This is a genomic window from Photobacterium sp. CCB-ST2H9 (assembly GCF_023151555.2).
In the GTDB taxonomy this organism is placed as follows: Bacteria; Pseudomonadota; Gammaproteobacteria; order Enterobacterales; family Vibrionaceae; genus Photobacterium.
Map to the genome: position 1 here is coordinate 455182 of NZ_CP100426.1, position 16261 is coordinate 471442.

General features: G+C 48.9%; 14 protein-coding genes. 9 read left to right on the top strand and 5 right to left on the bottom strand.

What is annotated here, in order from left to right:
* Positions 1 to 193: 193 nt before the first annotated feature.
* The gene (locus L4174_RS18605) at positions 194 to 2065 is read left to right on the top strand and encodes a PhoX family phosphatase (protein ID WP_248142423.1); all 1872 of its coding nucleotides are present in this window, start codon (positions 194 to 196) and stop codon (positions 2063 to 2065) included.
* Between the two features lie 94 nt (positions 2066 to 2159).
* Here L4174_RS18605 and L4174_RS18610 read toward each other — a convergent pair whose 3' ends face one another.
* A complete protein-coding gene (locus L4174_RS18610; RefSeq protein ID WP_248142422.1) occupies positions 2160 to 3059 on the bottom strand; it encodes a LysR family transcriptional regulator in 900 nt (299 codons plus the stop codon).
* 131 nt (positions 3060 to 3190) lie between these two features.
* Between L4174_RS18610 and L4174_RS18615 the strand changes: the two genes are divergently transcribed.
* The gene (locus L4174_RS18615) at positions 3191 to 5149 is read left to right on the top strand and encodes a ligand-gated channel protein (RefSeq protein WP_248142421.1); all 1959 of its coding nucleotides are present in this window, start codon (positions 3191 to 3193) and stop codon (positions 5147 to 5149) included.
* A gap of 210 nt (positions 5150 to 5359) precedes the next feature.
* Entirely contained in the window at positions 5360 to 6643 is a 1284-nt protein-coding gene (locus L4174_RS18620) for a DEAD/DEAH box helicase (protein ID WP_248142420.1), read from the top strand.
* A 75-nt stretch (positions 6644 to 6718) separates the two neighbouring features.
* Here L4174_RS18620 and L4174_RS18625 read toward each other — a convergent pair whose 3' ends face one another.
* Genes L4174_RS18625 through pdhA form a run of 3 tightly spaced genes read right to left on the bottom strand, consistent with a single transcriptional unit; the run spans position 6719 to position 9937 of the window.
* Positions 6719 to 7876 carry a dihydrolipoamide acetyltransferase family protein gene (locus L4174_RS18625; RefSeq protein WP_248142419.1) on the bottom strand — a complete coding sequence of 386 codons (1158 nt, stop codon included), beginning with the start codon at positions 7874 to 7876 and terminating at the stop codon, positions 6719 to 6721.
* Complete coding sequence (locus tag L4174_RS18630; RefSeq protein ID WP_248142418.1) at positions 7873 to 8856, bottom strand: alpha-ketoacid dehydrogenase subunit beta; 984 nt, start codon at positions 8854 to 8856, stop codon at positions 7873 to 7875. Before L4174_RS18630 ends, L4174_RS18625 begins: the two co-directional genes overlap by 4 nt.
* Entirely contained in the window at positions 8849 to 9937 is a 1089-nt protein-coding gene (gene pdhA / locus L4174_RS18635) for a pyruvate dehydrogenase (acetyl-transferring) E1 component subunit alpha (protein WP_248142417.1), read from the bottom strand. Before pdhA ends, L4174_RS18630 begins: the two co-directional genes overlap by 8 nt.
* A 243-nt stretch (positions 9938 to 10180) precedes the next feature.
* Here pdhA and L4174_RS18640 point away from each other — a divergent pair, with 243 nt between their 5' ends.
* From L4174_RS18640 to L4174_RS18660, 5 genes are all read left to right on the top strand, one after another.
* The gene (locus L4174_RS18640; protein WP_248142416.1) at positions 10181 to 10627 is read left to right on the top strand and encodes an MOSC domain-containing protein; all 447 of its coding nucleotides are present in this window, start codon (positions 10181 to 10183) and stop codon (positions 10625 to 10627) included.
* A 159-nt stretch (positions 10628 to 10786) separates the two neighbouring features.
* The gene (locus L4174_RS18645) at positions 10787 to 11245 is read left to right on the top strand and encodes a hypothetical protein (protein ID WP_248142415.1); all 459 of its coding nucleotides are present in this window, start codon (positions 10787 to 10789) and stop codon (positions 11243 to 11245) included.
* Positions 11246 to 11406: 161 nt separating this feature from the next.
* A complete protein-coding gene (trxC, locus tag L4174_RS18650; RefSeq protein WP_248142414.1) occupies positions 11407 to 11835 on the top strand; it encodes a thioredoxin TrxC in 429 nt (142 codons plus the stop codon).
* Between the two features lie 114 nt (positions 11836 to 11949).
* On the top strand, positions 11950 to 12864 hold the full coding sequence (locus L4174_RS18655) for a cation diffusion facilitator family transporter (protein WP_248142413.1): 915 nt from the start codon (positions 11950 to 11952) through the stop codon (positions 12862 to 12864).
* An 863-nt stretch (positions 12865 to 13727) separates the two neighbouring features.
* A complete protein-coding gene (locus tag L4174_RS18660) occupies positions 13728 to 14381 on the top strand; it encodes a TetR/AcrR family transcriptional regulator (protein ID WP_248142412.1) in 654 nt (217 codons plus the stop codon).
* A 90-nt stretch (positions 14382 to 14471) separates the two neighbouring features.
* On the opposite strand, the gene nagZ is transcribed toward L4174_RS18660, so the two are convergent.
* The gene (nagZ, locus tag L4174_RS18665) at positions 14472 to 15482 is read right to left on the bottom strand and encodes a beta-N-acetylhexosaminidase (RefSeq protein ID WP_248142411.1); all 1011 of its coding nucleotides are present in this window, start codon (positions 15480 to 15482) and stop codon (positions 14472 to 14474) included.
* A 269-nt stretch (positions 15483 to 15751) separates the two neighbouring features.
* On the opposite strand from nagZ, the gene L4174_RS18670 reads away from it, so the two are divergent.
* Positions 15752 to 16261, top strand: a complete 510-nt coding sequence (locus L4174_RS18670) for a DUF1097 domain-containing protein (RefSeq protein WP_248142410.1) — start codon at positions 15752 to 15754, stop codon at positions 16259 to 16261.

Sequence of the window (16261 nt, forward strand, 5' to 3'; positions counted from 1 at the left end):
GGACAACAGTGATGAAACGGCCCGTTTGGGCCGTTTTTTTTTACCTAGTGGAATTAACTCTCTGCTTTTCAATCGATTTTCATGATTCATACATACGAGTTTCATAAAATTGTCACTGTATGAACCTATGCTCCAGCTCTTATTAAAGAGTCTGTAAGTACGCAGGCAAAAATAAAAACTCAAGGAGCATAGCATGTGGAAGCGTGATGAGCAGGACTCGCAATTCACGAAGATGATTGAAGCGAGATTATCGCGCCGTCATTTTCTGAGTGGAACGGCTGCAGCCGGGGCCGGGGCTTTTCTGGCGGTGAACCCGGTGGCAAAAGCGGTTGCCGCAACACCGAAAACGTCTCTTCTTAATTTTGAAGCCGTTCCTGCTTCTACCGCAGACACAGTGGTTGTGCCAAAAGGGTATCGGGCCACGCCGCTGATTTCCTGGGGCGATCCTATCTTTGCGGGAGCCCCTGAATTTGATCAAAGCGGCAAGCAGGACTCACATACACAAGCACGTCAGTTTGGTGATAACACGGATGGCATGAGTTTTTTCCCCATCAGCGAAGCACGCGGTGTGATGGCGATCAATAACGAATACACCAATTATGAATATCTGTTCGATCACAAAGGCGAACAGATGACAGCAGATGATGTTCGCAAAGCACAGGCAGCGGTGGGTGTCACGATTGTTGAGGTGGTTCGTAAAGACGGGCAGTGGCAGGTTGACCGCAGTGGTCAGCGTAACCGCAGGATCACAGCGAATACGCCAATGATGTTCACCGGACCGGCAGCAGGCCATGCACTGCTGAAAACCAAAGCTGATCCGGCAGGCATCAAGCCATTAGGGACGTTCAATAACTGCTCAAATGGTCAGACGCCATGGGGCACATACCTGACTTGTGAAGAGAACTTTGATGATTTCTTTGGCAGCAGTCAAAAAGGTGAAGTCTCAGCAGACCAGGCGCGTTACGGGATTTCAGCTTCTCCCAGTGACTACAAATGGCATCAGCATGATGAGCGTTTTGATGTTCTGAAACACCCGAATGAGGCAAACCGTTTTGGCTGGATCGTTGAGATCGATCCGAATGATCCGAATTCAACGCCGGTAAAAAGGACCGCTCTTGGCCGGTTCAAGCATGAAAATGCTGCGCTGACGCTGAATAAAGATGGTCATGCGGTGGTATATCTTGGGGACGATGAACGTGGCGAGCATTTGTATAAGTTTGTTTCTAAGCATCGCTATCAGGCTGGAAATGATGCGGCTAATCGCAGATTGCTGGAAGAAGGAACACTGTATGTTGCCAGATTTGATATGAATGCAGACCTGAAAGGTCAGGGAAAATGGATTGAACTGACCTTTGGCAAAAATGGTTTAACGCCGGAAAACGGGTTTCAGGATCAGGCTGAAGTTTTGATTTTTGCCCGTCGCGCCGCCACACAGGTGGGGGCTACAACGATGGACCGTCCGGAATGGGTTGCAGCGCATCCGGATAACAAGCATGTCTTCTGTACACTGACGAACAATAAGAACCGTGGAAAAGAAGGCCAGCCGGTTGGCGGACCAAATCCGCGGGCCAAGAACCATTACGGCCAGATCCTTCGCTGGATGCCGCTTCATGGTGATCATGCCAATGACAGCTTTGTCTGGGATTTATACCTGATTGCGGGGAATCCGGCGGTTCACAAAAGCGATTTATATGCGGGCAGTGACAATATCAATGCACAAAACATGTTTAACAGTCCGGATGGCCTTGGTTTCGATCAATCGGGTCGTTTATGGATTCTGACCGACGGGAATTACTCGAACAAAGGCGATTTTGCCGGACAAGGCAATAATCAGATGCTGTGTGGTGATCCGTTGACTGGAGAAATCCGTCGCTTCCTGACCGGGCCGATAGCCTGTGAAATCACCGGACTGGCATTTTCACCGGATTACAAAACCATGTTTGTGGGTGTGCAGCATCCGGGAGAAGAGGGGGCGCCGTCTCACTTCCCTGATGGAGGCGACACTAAACCGCGTTCAACAATCATGATGATCACCCGTGACGATGGTGGTGTGATCGGCGCTTAATGCGGATTGACTTTGCTTTATACGAAGGCCCCGGTGTTTGCCGGGGCTTTTTTGATCGCAGATCAATATCGGACAAGTCATTCATGCTGGCTGGTCAGGTTGAGGTCTGCCACTGTGCAGGACGATGAGCCCTCAGTTTTTCCAGCAGCGCCTGAAGCTTGGCGGGTGGCCTGCCGGACGGGTAATAACAGGCGATACAGGCAGGTTCGGCCCGCCACTGAGGCAGACAAGGCACCAGGTTTCCCGGATGTGATAAGTTGTAACGATGCACAAACCAGGTTGGCAGTAAGCCAATGCCGTGCCCTTTCACGATGGTGTCTGTCTGTAACACCACACTGTCGCTGATCAGCCGGGAAGCGGCAGCCGGTAATGTGACCACCTGGCTGCCATTGGTGAGCGAGATACCGTTTTCATCTGCCATGTTCAGATTTACCCACTGGTGTTTCAGTAAGTCGTGGGGATGTTCTGGCGTTCCGGCAAACTCAAGATATTCAGGAGACGCATAAAGACCATATTGCCAGTAGCCTAACACTTCACGGCGAAAGGCATTTTGGGGTGGTTTTCCGACCCAAATCATGAGATCGACCTGATTTTCCATGTCCGGCAGATATTGATCATGTAACCGGATGTGAATATCCGGATAGCAATTGAGAAAATCGTCCAGCACCTGGCTCATCCAGCCTCGCACCAGACTTGCATGAACGGCGATGTTCAGCCGTCCATGAATGTTCTCATTGAATGCCTGCAAGGCTTCTTTACTTTGCGTGGCAAGTGCCAGCATCCGTTCGCTGAATTCAAAAAAGATTTTTCCGGCTGCAGTCGGCTGTAAACGGTTGCCCTGGCGGGCGATCAGGGTTTGTCCCAGCTCAGCTTCCAACTGGCTGATTCGTCGGCTGAAAGTGGATTTGGGCTGATTCAGAGCCTGTGCGGCGGCCGTCAGACTTCGGTGCTGACAAAGGGCATGAAAGGCTTTGATGGTTGCCAGATCTTGCATGGCTTTTTATTCCTCAGGTTCATTCGTTCCATATCCGGAACGAATGATTCACTCTTTGGTGCTTATATTCTCCATCCTAATCAATAGAATGCAGATGATTTTGAGATTTATTATCATTTAGGAGAGTATTGATGTCCAGTCGTATCCCTGTGTTTCTGCCCGTCAGTCTGGCTGTTGCAGCGGCAATCAGCGCATCAGCACAAGCGCAAGAGCAGAATGCGTACACAGAAACCATGGTCGTGACCGCTTCTGGTTTTGAGCAGGTTCAGACCGACGCCCCGGCAAGTATCAGTGTGATCACCCGTGATGATCTTGAAAAACGTTATTACCGGGACCTCACAGATGCATTGCGGGATGTACCGGGTGTGGTCGTGACTGGCGGTGGTGGCAATACTGACATCAGTATTCGGGGAATGGGGGCGAAATATACGCTCATTCTGGTGGACGGTAAGCGTCAGAGTTCACGTCAGACCCGCCCGAACAGTGACAGCTCTGGTATTGAACAGGGTTGGGTACCACCGCTTCAGGCCATTGAGCGTATTGAAGTGATTCGTGGCCCGATGTCGACGCTGTACGGTTCTGATGCCATCGGCGGTGTCATCAATATTATTACCCGTAAATTTGAACAAACATGGGCGGGGAATGTTCAGCTCGACACGATCTTTCAGGAAAACCGGAAGTCCGGGGATCAGAACAGTGCAAACTTCTTTTTGAATGGTCCGTTAGGCAGCGACAAGCTGGGCATGCAGTTGTACGGTCAGGTGACACAACGTGATGAAGACGAAATCCCTCACGGTTTTGAAGACAAAGATCTGCGAAGCGTCACTTCCAAGCTGCTGTACAGCCTGAACGACAACCACGATCTGACGCTGGAGCTGGGTGCATCTGAGCAGAACCGCACCGGGACCGTCGGAAAATCTGTGCCAACAGAAGGCTGCCGCGGCGGATGTGAAGATTCCGAAGATGAGTATCGTCGCACGTATGCTGCTTTAACCCATCAGGGAAACTGGGAGTTTGCAACGTCGACCACGGATATCCAGCGTGAAATCAATAAAAACTACAGTCGTCAGATTGAGGAAGTGAATACACTGGCAAAAACCAGCTGGGTGATCCCGGTCAGCAATCATCTTCTGGTGACCGGGGCTGAGTTTAACTATGCAGAGCTGGATGACCAAACTACGAATCAGGTCTCGGACCGGACCCATATCAGCAATCAGCAATGGGCGGTGTTCCTGGAAGATGAATGGCGTCTGAGCGACAGTTTCTCACTGACATTAGGGGGACGGGTTGACGATGATGAGAATTTCGGCAGTCATTTCAGTCCGAGAGCTTATGGTGTCTGGCGTGCAACGGATGACTGGACGTTCAAAGGCGGTGTGTCAACGGGCTACCGTTCTCCCACGCTGCGTGATATTACGCCAGACTGGGGGCGTGTGAGCCGGGGCGGAAATATTTACGGGAACCCGGATCTGAAGCCGGAAACCTCCGTCAATACAGAACTGGCGATGATTTATTCCTCACTGGAGAACACGGTGTTCAGCCTGACGGTGTTCTATAACCAGTTTGAAGACAAAATTACCCGTGTGACTTGTCCTGCATCGATTTGTACTGACGGGCCAAACCAGTTTGGTGCTGATCCGACTTATCAGGTCAACATCGATGAAGCGACCACCCAAGGGGTTGAGCTGAGCTATGCGACGTATCTGACAGAAAGTCTGCGGGCGAATGCAAGCTATACGTATACCGATTCAGAACAGAAGTCTGGCGAGTACAAAGGCCGGCCACTGAACCAGTTGCCTGTTCATTTGGCAACGTTGGGCACAGACTGGCAGGCAACGGATAAACTGAGCCAATGGTTGAAAGTGACTTACCGTGGTAAAGAGAATGATCCGGTGACCACGCCGTCCAGTTCAACCATCACAGAGCCAGCCTATACTTTCGTGGATTTAGGTATTGGTTATCAGCTGACGGATCAGGCGAAGCTGAAGGCTGCGGTATACAACGTATTCGATAAAGAAGTGACTTATGAAGATCACGAGTATATTGAAGACGGACGCCGTTACTGGCTGGGTCTGGATATCGCTTTCTGAGCCCATTGACGGGTTCTAATGCCTTGAAATCAAGTCATGGTCAAGCCTGAGAAGTATGGTATAATCCGCCGCTAAATTTCATCCCTGTTGTGAGCCATATCACAGGTGTGCAACGGGGATTTTCATTGTGTTTGAGCGTTTTACCGGAGCAATACTTTGCACTTTAAAGATCTTGGGCTTGACCAGCGACTGTTGAAAAAATTGAATCACATGGCCTTTGAGCGGGCGACGGAGATCCAGCAACAAGCGATTCCCGTAGCGATTGCAGGAAAGGACTTGCTGGCTTCCTCGAAGACCGGTTCCGGTAAAACACTGGCATTTCTGTTACCTGCGATGCAGCGCATGTATCGTGGCAAACCTTTCACCAAGCGTGATCCGCGTGTTGTGATCCTGGCGCCAACCCGTGAACTGGCCAAGCAGGTTTATGCACAACTGCGTATGCTGAATGCCGGTACACCTTACGATGGCGCATTAATTGTGGGTGGTGAAAACTTCAATGACCAGGTGAAAGCCTTGCGTAAAGACCCGATGTTCGTAGTGGCGACACCGGGACGTCTGGCTGATCATCTGGAGCATAAAAGTACTTATCTGAACGGTCTGGAAATGCTGATTCTGGATGAAGCAGACCGGATGCTGGATCTGGGGTTTGCACCTCAGCTGCGTAAAATTCATCAGGCCGCCGATCACCGCAGCCGTCAGACCATGATGTTCTCCGCAACGCTGGATGATCCGCAAGTGATCGACATCGCTTCAGAAATGCTGAAAGACCCGAAACGTATCGCGGTTGGCCATGCGGCACAGGAACATGGTGATATTGAGCAGCGGTTTATGCTGTGTGATCACCTGGATCATAAGCAAGCGATCCTTGATCGTCTGCTGGAGCAGGAAAATTATGATCAGGTGATTATCTTTACGGCAACTCGGGAAGATACGGATCGCCTGACTGCTTTGCTGAACGAGCGCAAACTGAAAGCAGTTGCGCTGAGCGGGAATCTGACTCAGCCTCAGCGAAACAGCATCATGAGCCAGTTCGAACGCAATGTACATAAGATTCTGGTGACAACAGATGTTGCATCACGGGGTCTGGACATCAGCAAAGTCTCGCATGTGATTAACTTCGATATGCCGAAGCACGCTGAAGAATATGTTCACCGGATTGGCCGGACTGGTCGTGCGGGCAACAAGGGTGATGCGGTGTCTCTGGTAGGCCCGAAAGACTGGAAGAGTTTCAAGAGCGTTGAAGCTTTCCTGCAGAAAAAAATCACTTTCACGGCGCTTGAAGGGCTGGCAGGTAAGTTTAAAGGGCTGAAACCAGCGCCGAAAAAGAAATTTACGCCGAAGAAAAATACGAACGCTAAGCCTCAGCAAGCTGAACGTAAAGTGGCGGCGAAACCGAAGAAGAAACTGGATAAGCGCTTTTACGACAATATGGCCGTCGGCGATAACGTCTTCATGCCGAAGAAGAAAAAACCGGCCGTGCCTTCGGAAGATTAAGGTGCAAAACGCCGGTGATGGAATCGCAACAGGCCAGCAATTGCTGGCCTGTTTTTTTAGGGTACAAGCAGTGATTTAGCCGTGAGGTTTCGAGAGATGCTCCACGATTGCTTTGACAAAGCGTGCCGCTTCACCGCCAGTACAGGCTCTGTGGTCGAACGTCACTGACAGTGGCATCGCTCTGACAGAAACCGGTTTGTTGTTCACCAGAATCAACTTCTCAATGAGACGTCCGGCACCCACAATGGCAACCTGAGGCGGCGTCACTACCGGCGTGGCATAAATGCCGGCAATTGCCCCGAAATTAGACAGCGTAATGGTGGCGTGCTGGAATTCCTCCCGGCCGACCTTTCTGGACCGAACGCTTTCGGCCGTTTCGTTAATCCATTGGCGAATGGCTTTCGGATTCAGACTGCCGGCATCTTTCAGGACCGGTACATAGAGCCCGTGCGAGCTGTCGACAGCAATCCCGATGTTGACTTTGTGATGGACGCAACGGGTCATGGTTTCAGCATCAAACCAGGCGTTCATTGCCGGTTCCTGTTCACAGGCACTGACCACAGCCTGAATCAAACGCGCTGTAATGTCTTCCCCTTTGGGCCACTTATCCAGCAAGGCTTCCTCTGTGATTGTGACCGCAGCGATTTGCTGGTGGGATTCCGTCATGCTGCCGACCATTGTGCGGCGGGCACCTTTCAGGACTTCCGTTCCGGGTAACTGTTGATCACAGGCATGATAGACATCAGCTTCAATAATGATGCCATCAGGACCACTGCCAGTGATTTTCTGGAGGTTTACACCGAGTTTCTGGGCCAGTGCGCGCGCAGAAGGCAGGGCACTGATATGCTCCCCGGAAGGTTTCACCTGGCTGCCTACCCAGAATTCATCCACATTCACACTATGTGACTGGTGAGAGACGCTCCCAACGACCGTGGCTGCATCGGCCCGCTGCTTGCTTTTGGCTTCTTGTTTTTCCTGATTCCCAGGATCGGCAGAATTGGTTTCGTCGATTTCCATCAGCAGGCTGCCGATAGAAATTACATCCCCTTCATTACCGTGCCGGCTGACGATGGTGCCGCTGTACGGCGCAGGTACTTCGACCGTCGCTTTGGCTGTTTCGACCGTCAGGACAACCTGATCAACTTCGACAACGTCGCCGACTTTCACATGCCATTCGATAATTTCAGATTCAGCGAGTCCTTCACCAAGATCCGGTAAGGTAAAAGATTTCATTTCCACCCCTCCACAAGTTGTTTGGCCGCAATGACAATGTCGTCTTTATTAATCATGAAATAGTCTTCATTGCGGTAGTACGGCATGACTGTGTCCATTCCTGTGACGCGAACAGGCGGTGCTTTGAGCAGACACATTGCTTTTTCTGAGACTTGAGCAATCAGTTCAGCACCAACCCCACAGGTTTTGCTGGCTTCATGAACGACCAGAAGCCGTCCGGTTTTTTCAAGTGAGGCCACAATGGTATTGATGTCAATCGGCTTGATAGATGCCAGATCAATCACTTCAGCTTCGATGCCCATTTTGGACAATTCATTGACAGCCTGAAGAGATTCAACGACGCATGCACCCCAGGTCACCAGGGTTAAATCACGGCCCTTGCGAAGCGTGAAACAGGTGTCCAGCGGCAGCGCTTCACCATTGTCGATCACCTCTGACTTCACCGTACGATAGATGCGTTTCGGCTCAAAAAACATCACGGGATCGTTACTGCGAATCGCAGCCAGCAGTAAGCCGTAGGCTCTTTTGGGGGAGGATGGAATCACGACTTTTAAACCCGGAGTATGCGCAAAAATTGCTTCAATACTCTCGGAGTGGTGCTCTGGTGCGTGAATACCGCCGCCAAAGGGGGCACGGAAAACTGCAGGGCACGAGAGACGTCCCCTTGTTCTGTTTCTCAGGCGGGCCGCATGGCAAATCAGATGCTCCAGGGCAGGGAAGACAAACCCCTGAAACTGGAACTCTGCCACAGGCCTTAAACCCTGACTGGCCATTCCGACAGCGACGCCACCAATCAATGCTTCAGCAAGCGGGGTATCGATGACACGTTTGAGGCCATACTTTTGTTTGAGACCAACGGTGGCGCGGAAAACACCGCCATTGTCGCCGACGTCTTCGCCCAGCACGATAACATTCGGGTCTTTTTCCATTTCATGATGCAGGGCTAAATTGACTGCTTCCAGCATGGTAATCTCAGCCATGGTGACCTCCCTGCATACGCATAGCTTTATTAATGATGGCATCTCGTTGCGGACGGATTTCCTCTGTCGGTTCTTCGTAAAGGAAATCAAACGCGGACTCAGGTGGCTGCGGCGTAATCGCAATATAACGTTCGACCGCTTTTTCGACTTCCTGACGGCAATGGGCCTGCCAGGCTTTTTCTTCTTCGTCTGACCATGCTCCCTGCGCCATTAAAAAGGTTTTCAGACGCTTAATGGGTTCATATTGCCAGGCTTGCTGAAGTTCATCTTCACTGCGATACCGGGTGGCATCATCGGCAGTTGTATGATCGCTCAGACGATAGCTGACGGCTTCGATCAGGGTTGCTCCTTTCCCTTTCCGGGCACGGTCCAGACTTTTCATGATGGCGTCGTACATAGCAATAATGTCGTTACCATCGACTGTGATACCGGGAATACCGGCACCTTTCGCTTTGTCGGAGAGGAACTCTGCACCACACTGCAATTTCCGGGGAACAGAAATGGCCCATTGGTTGTTGTTAATCACAAAGACCAGCGGGATGTTCCAGGCGCCGGCACAGTTGATCGACTCCAGAAAATCTCCTTTTGAGGTACCACCGTCACCACAGGTCACTAATGCAGCATGGTGATCGCCCTGAATTTTCAGGGCTGCTGCAACGCCAACTGCGTGCGTACATTGGGTTGCAATCGGCACACAGAAGGGCAGGTCGCGGCAGTGTCGGTCATCAAAGGCAAAATCACTCCCCCGTTCATCGCCGCCCCAGTATTGCAGGTTCTTTTCCATCGCTATCCCACGTGCCCACATGGCAGGCATATCCCGGTAATAGGGAATGAATACATCGTCTTTCTTCAGCGCGCGGCCCATCGCAATCCCAATGGCTTCAGAGCCCAGATGAGAAGGATAAGTGCCCAGTTTCCCGGTACGCTGAAGTGCGACTGCTTTGTTGTCATAAACCCTGGTCAGCACCATATCTCGGTAGAAACCCTGCAGAGTCACAATATCTGCCCAAGCCGGTAGCGGCGCAGTCAGTTGTCCCTGAAAGTCTAAATATCGGTGCATACTTAAGGCTTGAACATTCATATCAAGCTCCTTTTCCAGCTGCTCTGAATGATTGAGCAGCAAATTCATAGTGGTTGATAGCTAATTGCCGACGTTGCATAGTATGTGTTTGTAAATTCTTGGTTTGCTAAACACTTCTAATTGTAATCAAAGTGTTAAAACTTGCTTCAGAGGCAGGTGGTGAACTAAGTAAAGAATTCGGTACAGCCTGAATTTTGCTAGTGAATTGTGCTGGTATTTGGACAACGTAAGGGAGATTTTCGGATGAAGCTGATAGGAATTGCCAGACGAAAAGCGTCACGTGCTGCAATGGAAGAACTGGAACAAATTAATGTATCGCAGGAAAATGGGGTCAAAGGAGATTTTCGTGGTAAACCTGGGAAACGTCAGGTAACTGTGCTGAGTCTGGACTCCTGGCTGGATGCATGCAAAGAAGTCGGAGAGCGTTTGCCATGGACCATTCGCCGGGCAAATCTACTGGTGGAGGGGACGCGTTTTTCAGAGGCCAATGTTGGTGATGTGATCACGATTGGAACATTGCGTTTGCAGATTACCCGGGAGACCGATCCTTGCCCGCGTATGGATGAACAGTTTCAGGGGATGACACAGGCGCTGATGCCGGAATGGCGTGGTGGCGTATGTTGCCGCGTGCTTTCCGCCGGGGATATCAAGCTGGGTGACGACGTTTTAGTTGAGGCTTCCGGCAGTTAAATTGCTGAATCATGTCAGCTTACTTTGTCTTAGTCCTGAGAAATCGCAGACTTTGAACATGATGTTGTGTGTATTTCACTCATACTTTGGATAGTCGTACGGGCAGCAGATTCGGCACCGCAGCTTCCCGTGTTTTTTTACTGCCGGAAGTGAGTGAAAATGAAGTTGTCACTGATTGTTTTTGTTGCCTGCTTTGCGGGCTCAGCCTGTTCTTCGCAGAACGCGAACATTTACGCGCAGCAGGAAAGGTACGTGCAGCAGACATGTTACAATCATTCAGTTGCTGATAATTATGCCAATAATTTCAATGTGTTTCTTTCTGAGCGTAAAAAAGAGCTGAAAGTGCTGAAGCCGGAACTGACAACAGAGAATTACCGGCAACTTGACAGCGCATTGAATCATTTTGCGGATTACTGGAAAACCCTGAACAAAGAACGGGATCTTGCATGTGAGCGGCAGGCAGCCTGTGAATTCATGCAAATGAAATCCCCTGAGATAAAACTCGCAGATGCTGAAATGTGTGATGGTTCTGAGTTCATGTATAGTGTCAGCAGAGCAAAAATTATCTCTTTCTTTAGTGATATCGAACGATTACAGCTTCAGCGGACGGATTTTTAACCGTAAAGGTAACAGGGCAGAGGTGTGTTGAGCTATATATTTGATGCCGCCATATGTTCGATATCATGGTCTGGCCTTTTATTCAGGTGTGATATACTGCCGGAAAGTTTCCGCCTGAGGGGTTTACTAACCGACTGAAAATTGGTTTAGTATCAAGAAAAATGCCGAGTTTTAATGTGTGCTGTCCGCACTGTCAGCAAAAAGTGACTTTACAAATCACTTCTTTATCAAACACCGCCTCCTGTCCGCATTGTTCCAAAGCTGTTTTAGATGGCAGGCCGGTTGAAGCAGACAGTCACAACTTTACAGCTTTGATTCAAAGTCCTAAGCCTGTTGTGGTGACATTTTGGGGTAATCACTGCGCTCCCTGTCAGGCATTTAAGCCTGTGGTCGAGCAAGTCGCCAAACAAAAGAAACAATACCGTTTTGCCCGTGTGAATGTGAATCAGCATCCTGAACTGGCAAAGCGATACCGGGTAAGAGGTGTTCCAACCGTTCTGGTTTTCAAAAAAGGAAAACAACAAGCGGCTTTGAACACTGCATTACGGAAACCAGCTTTTCTGAAGTGGCTGGAAGAGATACAGAACTGAACACAGTGTTTATATATGCTGTTTAGGTTCATCAAGCCGTCATGCTGAAGTGGTTCACTACCCATCAGGCTGACAATTTATTTATGTTATACAAAGATATGAAAGGAGGAACTTATGGCTACTTGCCGTAAAGTTAGTAAGGAACGTCTGGCACTGAAAATGTCTCTTGCCGGTACGGTTCTCCTTGCCACCCTGGGTATTGGTTATGGGCTGTATGTCGGATCAAGTGCGATCCTTCTCGATGGTATGTTTTCTTTTCTGAGTATGGGTATGACAGGCCTGAGTCTGTATACCGCCTACCTGGTCTCAAGACCGGACGATGACCACTTCCAGTTTGGTTACGCCCACATCGAACCTTTGATCAATGTCGTCAATGGCTTGCTCATCTTGGTAACCTGTTTGTTTGCACTCGCCAGTGGTGTGCAAACCATTGTCAACGGTGGCCATGAAGTTGTGCTGGAACACGCAATGGTTTATGCAATTTTGTCGACCATTTGCTGTTTTGGTATTTATTTCACGGAAACCCACATTGCCCGTAAGGAAGACTCTGAACTTGTTCGGGTCGACTCGCAGGAATGGTTGGTCGATGGCATCTTGAGTGCTGCAATTTTAGTCGGTTTTATGCTGGTGATGGTGTTTGATGCATTAGGCTATTCTCACTGGAATGCCTATGTCGACCCGATTCTGGTATCAGCTATGGCAATTGCGGCTTCTGTACTCCCCATCAAGGTATTGCGCCGTAATATTCGGGAAGTGTTGCTGGTTGCACCTCATGATAAGGTACAGTCCAGCGTGAATCGTGTGATTGAAGATTTATCGAAGCAATATCATTTCGATGACTATACACACCATTTTGCCAAAACAGGGCGCCAGTACGATTTGGAGATCAATATCCTCGTGAAAGACGATCAGTACTGGACAACAAAACGTCAGGATAAAATTCGCCAGTTACTTTGGGATAAGCTGAAAGGAGAGTTAGGGGACGCTTGGTTGTCTGTGACTTTTACAGGTCAAAAGCGCTGGTTGTAACCTGGATTCCTTTGATTTACAGAATAAAATGCGGTCTTTGTGGCCGCATTTTTTATTAGTTTTTTTTATGCTGTTTCTCAAGAAACATAAGGCAAATAATGCTGGCAGTTCGTACAAAAAAAACGCAAAATAACTCGGCTAAAAGATGGTCACCGGTGCAGTATCTGCAAAATGTAAGTTGGAAAGCAGTGTTTCATCATTTTACTCAGTAAGCTTTTGATACTGAGCTCCTTTATGAGAATGTTTTTCAACGAAGCGTTGCCCAACCGGAGGCTGATTGATCACGATTATAGTGATTTTTAGCAACTGTGAAGCGTTATGAAATGGCCGACAGGCGCAAAGATTATCCGGATTGGGGAAGCGACATGTTTGAAACATTACTGGTGATGGCATTTATTATCGGCGGGTTAGTGACTGTGCTGAAAGAAAAGAAAACCTGTAAGAACATCAACTATTCGAGCGAGTCTCTGTAACCTTTACAGACAGTTTGAGAATTTAAGCAAAGGCGCCTGATGATGGCGCCTTTGTTGTTTTTAAATTGTATTACCAGAATAAGCAACCAGTTTCTTTTATCTGACGATCCTGCCGCTTCATGTTACCGCTCAGTCTGTACACGCTACACTTTCACTGTTTTCGAAACTTTTTCCACATCATTATGCTCCTAGTGGCATATTGCGTGTTGCACTGTGTGAGAATTGCTCAGTTTTTCGGTGGCGTATGAGATGTAATCGTAAGACATTTATATTGAACAAATATAAATCTATAAGATAAACCGCTCGTTTAGTTTATGTAACGAGAGGTTTCCGATATTATTGGCGTGAATGCAAACATTTACTTTTCATAAACATAAAGGATAGGTCGAGATGGCAGCTAGTTCTCGAAAAACAACAAAGGGAGAACTTACCCGACAAAAAATTATAGAAGCGACGCTGGCGTTGATTGCGAATCGTGGCTTGAATAGTCTGTCTCACCGGAATATCGCGAATGCAGCTCAGGTGCGGCTTTCGCTGACCAGTTATTATTTCGAAAGTATGGATCATCTCATTCTGTGTGCGTTTGACGAATTCGCCCGGCGTGAAGTGATGCAGATACAGTGGATCCAGCAACAGGTCGATCAGATTCTTGAACGCTATCCTGTTGAAGGCGAAGAGAGTAATCGCCCTCAATGCATACAGGAACTCACAGATTTACTGACTGAATACATTCTGACTGAACTGAGTGATGAAAGCCGAAGAAAACAATTGGCAATTCGATGCCATTTCTTATTTGCGTTGGGGCAATCACAGGCACTGATTCAAAGAGTCAGTGCGTATAAGTTACAGGTATTAAATCTGATCAAAGAGACGGCCATTAAAATCGGCAGTCCTTCACCGGAGGTCGATGCAAATCTGGTGGTTTTTGTGTTCCGGGAGTTTGAATTTTCTCTGGTGAGCGGAGATGAAAACTTCAATCAGGAGATTGTTTCCGAAACACTGAAACGGCTGTTGTCGACATTGATGACAACACCCTACCAGTAAGTGAATCTCAAGCTTTTGATTGTGTATACCGTTTAATGAGAATCGCCCGATAGAGTCGGGCGATTCTGTTCCACTATTTTTACAGGGGGATTACATGGTGTGTGATTTTTCTGACCATGCTTCTTGTAGCTTGCGAATGGTTTGAGCGCGATTTTTCCATTCTGCTGTATTGATCATCTCCTGATAACGGGCAAAAGGCTTTTTCAGAAGCGTTTCCAGCAACGGAACCTGAGTTTGCGGCAGTGCTTCGAGCGCTTCAATTGCACCTGCACGGTTGTTACATAACATGACCATGTCACAGCCAGCCTGAAGGGAGGCTTGTGCTCGTTTGCCATAACTGCCCAGAACGTCCGCACCTTTCATGTTTAAATCATCTGAGAAAATGACCCCTTTGAATTGCAGCTGATTGCGGAGCATATCCTTTAACCAGTACTCAGAACCGCTGGCAGGATTCGAGTCGAATTCCGGATAAATCACGTGGGCCGGCATCATGGCATCGAGCAGATTTTCGTCAATCAACGTCTTGAAGACTGACATGTCGTGATCGACAACATCGCTTCTTTCATCGATCGGGGTTTCCAAGTGAGAATCGGCAATCACGCCGCCATGACCGGGAAAGTGCTTTCCGGTTGCCGCCATGCCAGCGGCTTTCATTCCCTTAATAAATGCACCGGCGTACCGGGCGATTTCCGCTGGCTGATCTGAAAAGGCACGATCACCAATCGCTTTGCAGTCAAAGCCAATATCCAGCACTGGCGCCAGACTGAGATCAATATCCATCGCCAGTAATTCAGCGGCCATCAGCCAGCCACCTTCCCGGGCAAGGTGAAGGCCGTTTTCTGATGCTGCAAAGGCTTTGGCGGGGGGCAAAAGGGTGAAGCCATCTCTGAAGCGCTGAACGCGTCCGCCTTCCTGATCAACCGCAATCAGTAGTGGTCTTTTGGCTGCCTGGCGGATCGATTGGGTCAGGGCAAATAATTGCGCTCTGTCGTGATAATTTCGGGCGAAAAAAATAACACCACCGACAGTCGGGTGTTGAAGAATCTCACGCTCTTCGGCATCAAGTTCAAAACCTGATACATCTAGCATTAGTGGCCCCATTTTGGCACTCCGTATACTGGGAAAAACGTCGGTTACAGAAACAGAAGGCGATACGTTATCACAAGCCGGGATGAGCCCAAACTGCAAAGTCATTGACTTGGCGGAAAACTGACATTATTGAATTTGATCTAGATCACTCAATATCTACTGATGTTTCATTTGTATCATTAATATCGTGATCGGTGTCGATTTAATGTGTGCGAACAATCTCTAAACTGCCATTTTGATGGCGGATCATACCGCCAGTGGCAAATCGACAGAGAGGCATCATGTCAGTACTGATTGCTATCGCCATTACGACAGGCGTTTTATCGGGTGTATGGGGCTGGGTGGCTGTATCTTTTGGCCTGCTCAGCTGGGCTGGATTTCTTGGATGTACGACTTATTTCGCGGCCCCGAAAGATGGTATGAAAGGCGTTGGACTCAGTCTGGCAACCAACATGAGTGGTGTGGCCTGGGCCATGCTGATTATTCACGGCTCGGAGTGGATTGGGATTGATATCTTCGGCTATGTTGTCACGGCAATCGTGTCATTTTTGATGTGTGTTCAGGCCAAACGTGAGTGGCTGAGTTTTATTCCGGGTACATTTATTGGTTGTTGTGCGACCTTTGCTGCGGGTGGAAACTGGCAACTGGTGATTCCATCACTGGTTTTAGGTGTGTTGTTTGGTTATGCCATGAAAACATCCGGCCTGTGGCTGAAATCTCTGGCAGAACAGCGATCCAAGCAAACAGCGGCGGATTCTGAACTGACGTCAGCCGCTGTCTCTTCGAAATAA

What these genes read in the sequence shown, in the direction of transcription:
- L4174_RS18605 (WP_248142423.1), top strand. Translation starts at nt 194, where the DNA reads ATGTGGAAGCGTGATGAGCAGGACTCGCAATTCACGAAGATGATTGAA.
- L4174_RS18610 (WP_248142422.1), bottom strand. Translation starts at nt 3,059, where the DNA reads ATGCAAGATCTGGCAACCATCAAAGCCTTTCATGCCCTTTGTCAGCAC.
- L4174_RS18615 (WP_248142421.1), top strand. Translation starts at nt 3,191, where the DNA reads ATGTCCAGTCGTATCCCTGTGTTTCTGCCCGTCAGTCTGGCTGTTGCA.
- L4174_RS18620 (WP_248142420.1), top strand. Translation starts at nt 5,360, where the DNA reads ATGGCCTTTGAGCGGGCGACGGAGATCCAGCAACAAGCGATTCCCGTA.
- L4174_RS18625 (WP_248142419.1), bottom strand. Translation starts at nt 7,876, where the DNA reads ATGAAATCTTTTACCTTACCGGATCTTGGTGAAGGACTCGCTGAATCT.
- L4174_RS18630 (WP_248142418.1), bottom strand. Translation starts at nt 8,856, where the DNA reads ATGGCTGAGATTACCATGCTGGAAGCAGTCAATTTAGCCCTGCATCAT.
- pdhA (WP_248142417.1), bottom strand. Translation starts at nt 9,937, where the DNA reads ATGAATGTTCAAGCCTTAAGTATGCACCGATATTTAGACTTTCAGGGA.
- L4174_RS18640 (WP_248142416.1), top strand. Translation starts at nt 10,181, where the DNA reads ATGAAGCTGATAGGAATTGCCAGACGAAAAGCGTCACGTGCTGCAATG.
- L4174_RS18645 (WP_248142415.1), top strand. Translation starts at nt 10,787, where the DNA reads ATGAAGTTGTCACTGATTGTTTTTGTTGCCTGCTTTGCGGGCTCAGCC.
- trxC (WP_248142414.1), top strand. Translation starts at nt 11,407, where the DNA reads ATGCCGAGTTTTAATGTGTGCTGTCCGCACTGTCAGCAAAAAGTGACT.
- L4174_RS18655 (WP_248142413.1), top strand. Translation starts at nt 11,950, where the DNA reads ATGGCTACTTGCCGTAAAGTTAGTAAGGAACGTCTGGCACTGAAAATG.
- L4174_RS18660 (WP_248142412.1), top strand. Translation starts at nt 13,728, where the DNA reads ATGGCAGCTAGTTCTCGAAAAACAACAAAGGGAGAACTTACCCGACAA.
- nagZ (WP_248142411.1), bottom strand. Translation starts at nt 15,482, where the DNA reads ATGGGGCCACTAATGCTAGATGTATCAGGTTTTGAACTTGATGCCGAA.
- L4174_RS18670 (WP_248142410.1), top strand. Translation starts at nt 15,752, where the DNA reads ATGTCAGTACTGATTGCTATCGCCATTACGACAGGCGTTTTATCGGGT.